Genomic DNA, 11517 nt, shown 5'->3' on the forward strand with positions numbered 1-11517 from the left:
CCGGACCCGAGCATGACCTACGACCTCTCGACCAACCTGATCGCGGCGGTGCTGTTCGCGCTGCTCGGCATCGTCATCTTCGTGATCGCCTTCGTGGTGGTGGACAAGCTGACGCCGGGCGACCTGTGGCACGACATCATCCGCGACAAGAACACCGCGATGGCGATCGTGATGGCGGGGATCGCGATCGGGCTGTCCATCATCATCGCGGCGGCGATTCATTGAAGGCTGCGTGCATCGTGCTGCGTGAACGTCCTCGGGACGCCCCTCACGCAGCACGGAGCACGCAGCACGCAGCTTCCGTAGCCGAGATGGAATCCAAGGCAGAGAGTGCTCGTCCAATGGCGGTGGCGTTGTTCGTCACCGTGTTGTTGATCGCCGCCTGCGGGCTCGTCTACGAGCTCGTCGCCGGCGCGCTCGCCAGCTACCTGCTCGGCGACAGCGTCACGCAGTTCTCGACGGTCATCGGGACGTACCTGTTCGCGATGGGCATCGGCAGCTGGCTGTCGCGCTACGTCGGCCGCGGGATCGTGGCGCGCTTCGTCACCATCGAGCTGCTGGTGGCGGTCGTGGGCGGGTTCAGCTCGACGCTGCTCTTCCTGGCGTTCGCGTACACGGACGCGTTCCGGCTGACGCTCTACCTGCTGGTGGGCGTGATCGGCACGCTGGTGGGGCTGGAGGTGCCGCTGCTGATGCGCATCCTGCGCCACCAGTTCGACTTCAAGGACGTCGTCGCGAACGTCCTCACCTTCGACTACCTGGGCGCGCTCGGCGCGTCGCTGCTCTTTCCGCTGGTGCTGGTGCCGCGGCTGGGGCTCGTGCGCGCGGCGCTGCTGTTCGGGCTCGTCAACGCGCTGGTCGCGGTGTGGAGCATCTGGCTCTTCCGCGACCGGCTGGGCGCGCGCCGCGGGCTGGTCGCCGCGAGCGCGGTCGTGCTGCTCCTGCTCACCGCCGGCATGTGGCGCGCCGAGCGGATCACGCAGTTGGCCGAGGAGAGCCTGTACGCGGACGACGTCGTGCTGGCACGCAACACGCGCTACCAGCGCATCGTGCTCACCGCGTGGAAGGACGACCTGCGGCTCTTCCTCAACGGGCACCTGCAGTTCTCGTCGCGCGACGAGTACCGCTACCACGAGGCGCTCGTGCATCCGGGGCTGAGCGCGCTCCCGAACGCGCGACGCGTGCTGGTGCTGGGCGGCGGCGACGGGCTCGCGGTGCGCGAGATCCTGCGCTACCCGGGCGTGCGGGAGGTCGTGCTGGTGGACCTCGACCCGGCGATGACGCAGCTGTTCACGACGCACCCGCGGCTGACGGCGCTGAACGCGAACGCGCTGAAGGACCCGCGCGTGCGCGTGGTGAACGACGACGCCTTCGTCTGGCTGGCCGCGAGCCCCGACGTGTTCGACTTCGTCGTCGTCGACTTCCCCGACCCGTCGAACTACGCGGTGGGGAAGCTGTACACGGTGGCGTTCTACCGCCTGCTGGCGCGCCACGTGAGCCGCGACGGGCTGGCGGTGGTGCAGAGCACCTCGCCGCTGTTCGCGCGCCGCTCGTACTGGAGCATCGTGGCCACGCTGCGCGCGGCGGGGATGGCGACCTATCCGTACCACCTCTACGTGCCGTCGTTCGGCGAGTGGGGCTTCGCGCTCGTGCGCCCGAACGGCGGCGAGGGCTACGTGCCGCCCGCGACGCTGCCCGCGGGGCTGCGGTATCTCACGCCGCGCGAGCTGCCGCAGCTGTTCGCGTTCGCGACCGACATGCTGCCCGTGCCCGCGCGCCCGAACCGCCTCAACGACCAGGCGCTGGTCCGGTACTACGAGGAAGATTGGGCAGCGATGAATCGATGAGCGTCGAGCGTCGAGCGTCGAGCGACGAGCGAGACCCCTCGACGCTCGTCGCTCGACGCTCGACGCTTTCCCGACGTGAGCTGCTGGTGGGCGCAGCCGCCATGGCCGGCGTCGCGGCGCTCGCGGGCGCGCCTGCCCTCGTCCGCCTCACGCGCAAGGCTCCCCGCCCCCTCGCGGGCGCCCTCCTCGACGACTCCAGCGCCGCCGGCCACGGGCTGCGCGACGGACGCGCCGACGTCGCGGTGCGCCGTGTCGTGCGCACGCCCGTCGTCATCGTCGGCGGCGGCGTCGCCGGGCTCTCGGCCGCGTGGTGGATGCAGCGGCAGGGGATGCGCGACTTTGTCGTGCTGGAGCTGGCGCGGAACGCGGGCGGCAACGCGCGCGGCGGCGAGAACGCCGTCAGCGCGTACCCGTGGGGCGCGCACTACGTGCCGGTGCCGCATCCGCGCGCGGAGCACGTGCGGCTGCTGTTCGCGGAGATGGGGATCCTCGGCGCCGACGGGACGTGGAGCGAGACCGACCTCTGTCACGCCCCCAAGGAGCGGACCTTCATCCACGGGCGGTGGCGCGAGGGGCAGCTCGAGGCGTTCGCGATGGACGCCACCGAGCAGGGCGAGCTGCGGCGCTTCGAGGAGACCGTCGAGGCGCTGCGCGCGAGCGGCGCGTTCACGGTGCCGCTGGCCCTCGGCGCCGCGGAGCACGACGTCGCCGCGTCGCCGCTGGATGGGCTGACGGCCGACGCGTGGCTGGCGCGCGAGGGCTACCGTTCGCCGGCGCTGCGCTGGCTGGTGGACTACGCGTGCCGCGACGACTTCGGGACGCGCGCGCGCGACGCATCGGCGTGGGCGGCGCTGCACTACTTCGCCGCGCGCGACCACGACGAGGACGGGCCGCTGACGTGGGCCGACGGGAACGCGCGCCTCGTGCGGCACCTCGCGTCGCGCGTGGGCGACCGCGTCGTCACGGGCGCGCCGGTGCGCCGCGTCGAACGGCGTGGTGGCGGCCTGCGCGTGCTGGCCGGCGATACCGCGTGGGAGTGCGACGCGGTGGTGTGGGCCGCGCCGACCTTCCTCGCGCCGCACGTGGTGGAGGGCGCGCCCGCGGTGCCGTGGCGCTACGCGCCGTGGATGGTCGCCAACCTGACGCTCGACCGGCGGCCGGCCGCGCGCGCGCAGGACGCGCCCGAGGCGTGGGACAACGTGATCGCCGACTCGCCGGCGCTGGGCTACGTCGTGGCGACGCACCAGGCGCTGCGCGGCGTGCCCGACGAGCGTACGGTGTGGACGTACTACTGGCCGCTCGCCGACGCGGCGCCCGCGGACGCGCGCCGCCGCCTGCTCGCGCTGGACTGGCGCGCGTGCGCCGAGCATGCGCTGACGGACCTGGAGCGTGCGCATCCGGACCTGCGCGCCTGCGTGTCGCGCGTGGACGTGCTGCGCTACGGGCACGCGATGCCGCGTCCCGAGCCGGGCTTCCTGGCGGCGCGGCGCGCGTGGTGGGATCCGCCGCGCGACGCGCGCGTCCTCTACGCGAACTCGGACGTCAGCGGGCTGTCGCTGTTCGAGGAGGCGCAGTGGCGCGGGATCGCGGCGGCGGAGCGGGCGCTCGCGCTGGTGGGGCGCGTCTAGCGCCGCAGAGCGCCCCGGCGCGCCGCTGGAACGGGCGATGCGGGGCCGGGGCGCCACCTCACCCTTTCACCCGGGAGGCTCCCATGTCGAAGCCGCAGACCTCGCCCGCGCCCCTCACCCTGGAGGATGCGCGGCGCATCATCGCCGCCGGGGAGCGGAAGGCCGACGACATCGGCCAGCCGATGAACATCGCCGTCGCCGACGCGGGCGGGAACCTGATCGCGCACGTGCGCATGGACGGCGCGTGGATGGGCAGCATCGACATCTCGATTAAGAAGGCGTGGACGTCGCGCGCCTTCGACATCAGCACGAAGGAGCTGGCGACGCTCACGCAGTCCGGCGGCGACTTCTTCGGGCTGCACGCCTCCAACGACGGCCGGGTGATGATCTTCGCCGGCGGCGTCCCGCTGAAGCGCGACGGCGTGGTGGTCGGCGCGGTGGGCGTCAGCGGCGGGAGCGGGAAGCAGGACCACGAGGTGGCGGAGGCGGCGGCGAAGGCGCTCTGAGTCGGCCCGGAGACGCGAACGTCCGGCGGAGCGTGCTGCGCTCCGCCGGACGCGTCCTTCCATTCCTCCCCCACGCTCAGTCCTTGTACGGGTCGAACTCGTCCGCGCCGGCCATGACGACGATCAGCGGATGCAGCGTGTGCACGATCTCGATGGTGCTGCCCTGCGCCGCGAGCACGTCGGGCAGCCGACGGTAGGCGTGCGGGCTCTCGTCCAGCCCACCGCCGCGCAGGATCACGCCGCGCTCGCGCATCCAGCCGTCCATCATCTCCTGTGTCACCGCGCCAGGCTTGAGGATGCGGCCCGTCTTCCGGTCGCGCTTCCCCGCGGCGGCCGTGCGCGACAGCACCCGTCCGGCGCCATGCACCGTGGAGTGGAGCGCCGCCCGCTGCGCGTCGCGCACCGTGTCGGCCGCCGCGCCGCTGCCCGTGGGCGTCGCACCCCGGATGATCACCGCGTCGTCCCCCATCGAGCCGCCGACGAAGCCGAGCTGCCCCGGAAATGCCGGCGTCGCGCCCTTGCGCACCACCAGCAGCTCCTCGCCGCCGTGCACCTCCTTCCACGCGAAGTTGTGGTGGTTGTGCACGAGCTCCAGCTCGCGCGCGCCCATCAGCTCCACGACCTTGCGCGCGACCCACTCGCGCCCCGCGTAGGCGTAGCGGCCGGCGAGGTGCATCAGCGTCCAGTAGTCCTCGCCCATCGAGGTGCGCAGCGACAGCAGCGTCTCCTGCTCGCCCGCGCGCTCGCCCCACCGCTTTCCCTGCCCGAGCGCGTTGAAGCCCATCGCGATCGTGTGGCCGAGGCCACGGCTCCCGAAGTGGACGCCGACCCACAGCGCGCCCGTCTCGTCGGCGAACACGTCGACGTAGTGGTTGCCGCCGCCGATGGTGCCCAGCTGCTGCCGCGCCTTCGTCTTCAGCGCGGCGACCTCCTTCTTGCTCCCGGGCACCTCGCGCCACGCGGGATCGTCGAACAGCGGATCGTCCGTGGGTGCGTCGTCGGCGCGGTTGCGGCGGCCCATGCCGAAGCTCATCGACCCCGCGATCTCGTCGGCCAGCCCCTCGAGCGTGCGGCGCTGGCGTTCCGGCGTGTCGCCGAGGCTCGCCAGTGTATGGTTGGTGCGGATCGCGGCGTTGCCGCAGTTGTGGACGACGATGCCGCTCGCGAGGAACGAGTGCGCCGGGTCGCCCGTCACGACGTCGAAGACGTCGCACGAGCCGTGTGGCTCGACGCCCGTCACACGCACCCAGCACACCTCGCCCGTGACGTCGGGCTCCACCGCCGCACCGGGCGTGCGTCGCGATGGCCCGCGCCGGTCGTAGATCGCATGGTAGACGAAGCCCTCGGCCACGTCGTGCCGTGCAGCGACGTCGCGCACGACGTCACGCCAGTGCTCACCCCGTGCATGCCGCGCGCGCGCCTCCGCTTTCGCGGCCTCGCGCGCGCGCACCAACACGTCGCGCTCCCACACGACGCTCGCCACGCGTGCCGCCGCTCGCCGTTTGGCCGGCGCGTGGCAGAAGCCTACCTCCGTGGCGAAGCGCACCTGTGCGTCCTGTCCACCAAGGATCTGGAGCACCCAGGTGCACCGGTCGGCGCGCATGGGGCCGCTGATCGCGACGCTGGTCGGGAAGCCCAGCGAGTCGAGCAGCGCGGCGATGAACTCGATCGCATGGCGGTCGCTGCCGGCCTGCTTCACCTGGAGGTTCGGCACGACGCCGTTCGCATGCAGGCGCGGCGTCATCATCTCCGCGCTCGCGAAGCCCGACAGGAACTGCGCGCGCGCCCACGCCGGAAGGTCTGACAGCCAGGGCATCGGTCGCGCCGGCCATGCCTTCTTGCCGACGGGCGCCCCGAGCGACGCGAGCAGATGGTGCAACGCGGTCGACGCGACGCGAGCGTGCACCTCGGGGCGGTGCTCCCGGCGGCGCTGCCGGCGGTAGATGGTCGCGGGAAAGCCGATCGCCGCGAAGTCGGCGGCGAGTGCGGCGCCATCCTCCTCCGACGTCGTGTACGCGCTCACGAACTTCCCGTCGCGCGTGAGGTGCCCGTCTCCGCAGACGTAGCCCAGCAGCCGCAGCAGCGCCGGGAAGCGCGCGTCGTCCGTCCTCACGGGCAGCCAGCCGCGCTCGCGCAGCATGCGCGCGGCGTGCGGAGGCGGCGTCCCGACGTCCAGTACCGTCGTCGCGGGCGCCTCGTCCGGCAGTCCGACGTGAACGACGCACGCTACGCGGTCCCCGACACGCAGCGTGCCGGCCTCACGCCAGCCGTCGCGCGTCATGATGGCGTGGTCGTCCGTCGCCGTGAGCTCCCGCCCGTTCGACAGCACGAGGCGGAGCACCGCGCGGTGACCGCGCGCCACCGCGCCCACATGCGGGGAGACCGGCCGGACGTGCGTGCCATCCCAGCACGTGACCGGATCGCGGCCGCACACCGTCTCGATGGCGCGGCACCGCCCATCGGCGCCCACGACCGGCGTACCGGCCGCGAGGCAGGCGATGTCCACTCCCACGCCCATCACCGACACCTGCTCGTGGTACGCGGCGACGCCACCCACCGGCATCACGTAGCCATGGTGCGCGTCCGCCATCAGCGCGGACGCGGCCGCGTGGCGCGCCACGTCCCGCATCTGCGCCAGCGTGCCGGGCTCGTGCTCCCCGAAGACCGCGATGTTGTCGATGTGACGCACGTGCTCCTCTCCAGTGATAGATCGACGCGGTGCGCCATCAAACGCAGATGGCGCGCCGCGCGACGCATGACGGTCCGGGGAAGCAGGCGAAGGTGAGATCGAGGTGAGATCAGAGCGGGTCTTCCCACGGGTTCGCGTCCGTGCGCTCCTCCGCCTGCCGCGCACGCTCCAGGCGGCGCTCCGCGGCGCGCTGCGCGGCCGTGGACTCGAACAGGCTGTGCACGAGCGACGTGCGCACCCGCAGGCGCGAGCCGACGAGGTCGCGGAAGGTGAGCCAGCGCGGCGGCCAGCGCCGGTCGAGCTGGCGCTCGATCGTGCGCGCGGTCTCCGCCGACAGCTGGTGCCACCCGAACGCGCCGCGGAGCACGTAGTAGTCGCCCAGCGGCGCCTCCTCCTCCGGCGCCTCGAGGACGTTGGTCAGTCGGTTCATGGTGCGTGAGGGATGGGCCGACGCCGGGCGCAGGGCCGGTGACGTGCCCGGACCCTACGCCACGAAGTCGGCGATGACGTGCGGCGTCGCGGTGTCGAAGCCCACGACGTCGAGCATGCCGGCGTCGTCGGGGTCCGCGATGCTGAACCCGTTCGACGCCATCGCGACGACCACCAGCTTCGCCGCGATGCCCATGCGCTCCCGGTACGCGCGGAGCGCCTGCGCCGGGTGCACGGCCCCGGCCCACGTCTCGCTGTCCGTGTAGACGACGAACGCGTCCACCGCCCAGCGATGCTTGCGCGCCTCGATCATCGGGAGCGCGCAGTCGGTGCCGCCGAACGGCAGCGCGGCCGTGCGGGCCACGACGTCGTCCAGCCGCTGCCGCGCCGACAGCGCGAGCGGCGTGAGGCCGGTGTTGTAGCCGATCGCCGAGTGCAGCGACGGGTACGTGCCGTTGGTGAAGGCGACCGTGCGGCACGACGGCTCCGTCGCCACCGTCACGAGCGCCATCGCCGCCGACGCCTCGCGGCACGACAGGTACGGCAGCCCGTGCACGGGCGCCGCCATCGAGCCCGAGACGTCGAGGGCGAGCATCAGTCGCTTGCCCGTCGACGGCACGTTCCCGAAGGCGAGGTAGAACGCCGCGTCGAGCGCGTCCACGATCGCGGGCACCGGCACCCACCGCCCGGCGCTGCGCATGCCGTGGCCCTGCGCGTACGTCTTGGACGCCGCGAGCAGCGCCATCGGATGCACGCGCGCACGACGGATCGCCTCCACGTCGCCGAGGCGCGCCACGACCGCGCGGGTCGCGTCGCTCTCCGGCGCGAGCAGCCCGACGCGGCTCATGACGCCCAGGTTGCGGACGAGCGCCGTGAGGGGCATCCCCTCGAGCAGCGCCGCCCAGACCACCGCGTCCGTCAGCAGCTCGGTCGGCACCATCTCGCGCGTGAGCCCGTAGATGCGGATCACGCGCGCCGCGTCGGCCGGCGTCATCGTGCGGATCGCGTGCATCGCCTCGATCCGCTCGACGACGTCGGTCTCGACGTTCTCACGCCGCGTCGACGCGTCGGCCCACCCCTTCACGGCGTAGCGGAAGAGGAGGTCGTGCGTCGCGCTGGGCGGCGCGGGGTGCGCCAGCCGCAGCGCGTCGCGGTGCGACCAGCCGTCGCGCGCCTGGTACTTCATGACCTGGTACGCCAGGTCGCGCGCGCCGCGCTGCGTGTACCACCGCCCGACGGCGGTGCGCACGCCGCGGCCCCAGCCGCGGAACGCCTTCAGGTACTGCAGGAAGTGGAAGAGGTGCGTGCCGGTGCGCGCCACGCGCGGCAGCGCGGCCAGCGCCGCAGCGCGCGTCTCCACGTCGTCCGCGGCCGCGGCCAGCGCCAGCACGAACAGCGCGGGATCGTTGCGCGCGGCGCGGCCCGCCGCGCTGATCTCGACCACGCGCGCCACCGCGCGCGGGCCGTCCTCCGCGATGCAGGCCAGCGCGGCGGTCGCGCTCTCGCGCGTCAGCGCGCGCTCGCCGACGTGGAACGTCCCGCCCTCGGAGCCGAGGATCAGGAAGCGGTCGAGGCGCGTCCACTGGTCGACGGCCCAGGCGAAGCCGCCGGCCGAGTTGGGGACCTGCGTGCTGCCGGGGATCGGCTCGGCCTGCGGCGTGGTGCCCGCGACGCCGGATGCGAGGCGCCGGAGGCGCGTCGCGACGTGCTGCGTGAAGTCGAACATGCTCGCCCTCCTGAGGTCGAGTGGTGGTGCGCGTCGCACGCGACCGGTGTGTCGCGCGCGGGAGAATCGGACGGAGAAAGGGTGCGCTCGGCCCTGGGTCGCTCGTTCCAGGTAATGGCAGCGATAACCGAGTCGCGGCGCCCCGTCCGACAGAGACCGTCACACGAGCGGGCCGGGGAGTCGAACCCCTCGGCTTGCGCCTTGACCAGGTAACCCTCGACCGACGGCCCACCGCGCGACACACGCGGCGGACGAGGAATGGCGAGGGCATGACCCGTCGTGCGACGGAACGTGCTGCGTGGTGCGTGGTGCGTGGTGATGACCCGGCGGGACTCGAACCCGCGACCACCGTCGTCAGATCGAGAAGCCTCGCGCGTCGGCCCGCCGGAGCGGGCGAGGGTGTGAACGAGGCCGGCGCTCTACCCACTGAGCTACGGGTCACCACACATCGCCGGCACGATTCGAACGTGCGACCTCCTGGTTCGTAGCCAGGCGCTCTGCTCCGCTGAGCTACGGCGATTCGAGAGTGGTCCGCCGCCGAGCGACGGGTCGGCGCGCACGGGCAGGGGAGTCGCGTGTCTCGCTGCACGCACGTCCTCCCCGCCGGCCGACGACGGACCACGGGTACTGCAGGTATTGCAGGTACTGCTCATGTACTGCTGCTGCTTCCCCGAACCATCACTTGTCAATCAGCGATTGCAGGCGAGGGAGGCACATGCAAAACGCCCCACCTGGCCGATGGCGCAGGTGGGGCGAGGGTTCGCTCCCGGAGCCGGTGTGACGCGCGCGCTACCGCGGGCGCGCCCTCGTCCGGCCTCCTGCACCGATGTGGTCCTGCTGCAGCGACTGCTGCTCGTTGCGCGCGTACCGTCCCGCGACGCCGCGTCGATCGAACGACGGGACGAAGCCGACGCACCGCGGCGCCTCGCCCGTGCGCACGCTGCGCGCGTCACGCGCGGCGAGGCCGGCGTGCTGCGAACGCAGCGAGCGGATGGCGGGATCGGAGGCTCTGGCGGTCATGGAACGGGAGCGTCGGTGATGGGGAGCGTGGGGCCGCGAGGCCCGGAAACACAAAATCGCGCCGCCGATGGTCGGCCCGAGGCGGCGTGCTGTGCCTCGGGGTGAGGGCGAGCGCTCGCACGCGCATCGAATCATGACGCGCAGCGGTGCAGCTCGACTCGTGAACATCAGGACGCGACTCCCAGGGCGCCGATTCTACGGCGGCCACGCGCACTTGTCAACACCCTGCTACCATCTCGCGTAGTCGAGAACGCATCGTCGTGCATCGCGCGCGACGATCGCGACCGCACGCCCCACGACCGCCCCACGCCGATGACGTCCCGCCTTCTCGCCCGCGCCGCCGCGCACTTCGCCGGCGTCGCGCTCGCCGCCCCGGTCCTCGGCGCACAGCAGCCCGCCACCGCGACGCCTCCAGCCGCGCCGCCCGCCGAGCGCGTGGCCGCGATCGCGCCGCCGAAGCGCCCGCTGCCGCCGGAGCCCGCGAGCGCCAACGTCACGCGCTTCTCGTACATCGTCTACGGCGACACGCGCGGCCGCCGCGACGGCACGGCCGAGCAGTACGAGCACTCGCTGGTGGTGGACGGGATGATCCGCGCGATCCGCGCGCTCGAGAACGGCCCCGATCCCGTGAAGTTCGTGCTGCAGAGCGGCGACGCGGTGGTGAACGGCCGCGACCCCAAGCAGTGGAACGTCAGCTTCGTGAGCCTCATCAACCGGCTGACGACCGACGGCGGCGTGCCGTACTTCCTCGCGCCCGGCAACCACGACGTCACGGGCTCCGCGGACCTCGCGTCGCCCGGGCGGCAGGAAGGGCTGCGCAACTACCTGAGCGCGGTGAGCCAGCTGATCCCGCCCGACGGCGCGACGCGGCGGCTGCCCGGCTATCCCACGTACGCGTTCGGCTACGGCAACACCTTCGTCGTCGCCTTCGACTCCAACATCGCCGAGGACTCGACGCAGTACGCGTGGGTGGAGGCGCAGCTGAAGGGGCTCGACCGCAAGCGCTGGCAGCACGTCGTGGCGTTCTTCCACCATCCCGCGTTCTCGTCCGGGCCGCACGGCGGCGCGATCGTCGAGCGCCCGACCGCCGCGGTGCGCGCGCGCTACATGCCGCTCTTCCGCCGGTATGGCGTGACGCTGCTGTACACGGGCCACGAGCACCTCTTCGAGCACTACGTGGAGCGCTACCGGGACGCGAGCGGGCAGCAGCGGCGGATGGACCAGATCGTGAGCGGTGGCGGCGGCGCGCCGCTGTACGCGTACCAGGGCGAGCCGGACCTCCGCGCGTACCGCACGGCCAGCGGCGCGGACTCGTCGCGCGTGCAGCACCTCGTGCGGCCGGGCCCAAACCCGGGCGACAATCCGTACCACTTCCTCGTCGTGCACGTCGACGGGGCGCGGGTGTGGTTCGACGTGGTGGGGGTGGACTGGGGATCGAGCTATGCGCCGTACCGTTCCAATCGCGCGGTGCTGGGGGATGCGCCGTGACGGCGGAGGACGGAACGGCGGAGGACGGAACGGCGGAGGACGGAACGGCGGAGGACGGAACGGCGTGAGACGAAACAGCGGATGCTACGAGCCTGAAGCTCAGCGCATCCGCTGTTTCGTCTCACGCTTCATCGTTCTCCGCGGTTCCGTTCTCCGCCGTATCGTCCTCCGCCCGCGCGCGCGC

The 11517-nt window shown here is 72.7% G+C and carries 9 protein-coding genes and 2 tRNA genes; 5 read left to right on the forward strand and 6 right to left on the reverse strand.

What is annotated here, in order from left to right; all coding sequences use genetic code 11:
- The first annotated feature begins 12 nt into the window (after positions 1 to 12).
- The 4 genes from rosag_RS06640 (at position 13) to rosag_RS06655 (ending at position 3981) form a co-directional block, all read left to right on the forward strand.
- Positions 13 to 225: a DUF350 domain-containing protein gene (locus tag rosag_RS06640; RefSeq protein ID WP_284349275.1), complete on the forward strand. Its 213-nt coding sequence runs from the start codon at positions 13 to 15 to the stop codon at positions 223 to 225.
- Positions 226 to 311: 86 nt separating this feature from the next.
- Positions 312 to 1847: a polyamine aminopropyltransferase gene (locus rosag_RS06645; RefSeq protein ID WP_284349276.1), complete on the forward strand. Its 1536-nt coding sequence runs from the start codon at positions 312 to 314 to the stop codon at positions 1845 to 1847.
- Between the two features lie 86 nt (positions 1848 to 1933).
- Positions 1934 to 3475: an NAD(P)-binding protein gene (locus rosag_RS06650; protein ID WP_284349277.1), complete on the forward strand. Its 1542-nt coding sequence runs from the start codon at positions 1934 to 1936 to the stop codon at positions 3473 to 3475.
- 83 nt (positions 3476 to 3558) lie between these two features.
- Positions 3559 to 3981, forward strand: a complete 423-nt coding sequence (locus rosag_RS06655) for a GlcG/HbpS family heme-binding protein (RefSeq protein WP_284349278.1) — start codon at positions 3559 to 3561, stop codon at positions 3979 to 3981.
- A gap of 76 nt (positions 3982 to 4057) precedes the next feature.
- Here rosag_RS06655 and rosag_RS06660 read toward each other — a convergent pair whose 3' ends face one another.
- From rosag_RS06660 to rosag_RS06685, 6 genes are all read right to left on the reverse strand, one after another.
- Positions 4058 to 6670 carry an RtcB family protein gene (locus rosag_RS06660; RefSeq protein WP_284349279.1) on the reverse strand — a complete coding sequence of 871 codons (2613 nt, stop codon included), beginning with the start codon at positions 6668 to 6670 and terminating at the stop codon, positions 4058 to 4060.
- A 109-nt stretch (positions 6671 to 6779) separates the two neighbouring features.
- Positions 6780 to 7100, reverse strand: a complete 321-nt coding sequence (locus rosag_RS06665; RefSeq protein WP_284349280.1) for a hypothetical protein — start codon at positions 7098 to 7100, stop codon at positions 6780 to 6782.
- Between the two features lie 54 nt (positions 7101 to 7154).
- A complete protein-coding gene (locus rosag_RS06670) occupies positions 7155 to 8825 on the reverse strand; it encodes a TROVE domain-containing protein (RefSeq protein ID WP_284349281.1) in 1671 nt (556 codons plus the stop codon).
- A 318-nt stretch (positions 8826 to 9143) separates the two neighbouring features.
- Positions 9144 to 9266: transfer RNA gene (locus tag rosag_RS06675), tRNA-OTHER, on the reverse strand.
- 5 nt (positions 9267 to 9271) lie between these two features.
- Positions 9272 to 9345, reverse strand: a tRNA-Arg gene (locus rosag_RS06680).
- 269 nt (positions 9346 to 9614) lie between these two features.
- On the reverse strand, positions 9615 to 9845 hold the full coding sequence (locus tag rosag_RS06685) for a hypothetical protein (protein ID WP_284349282.1): 231 nt from the start codon (positions 9843 to 9845) through the stop codon (positions 9615 to 9617).
- 312 nt (positions 9846 to 10157) lie between these two features.
- On the opposite strand from rosag_RS06685, the gene rosag_RS06690 reads away from it, so the two are divergent.
- On the forward strand, positions 10158 to 11333 hold the full coding sequence (locus rosag_RS06690; RefSeq protein WP_284349283.1) for a metallophosphoesterase family protein: 1176 nt from the start codon (positions 10158 to 10160) through the stop codon (positions 11331 to 11333).
- Positions 11334 to 11517 lie beyond the last annotated feature (184 nt).

The organism is Roseisolibacter agri (assembly GCF_030159095.1).
GTDB classification, from domain to species: Bacteria; Gemmatimonadota; Gemmatimonadetes; order Gemmatimonadales; family Gemmatimonadaceae; genus Roseisolibacter; species Roseisolibacter agri.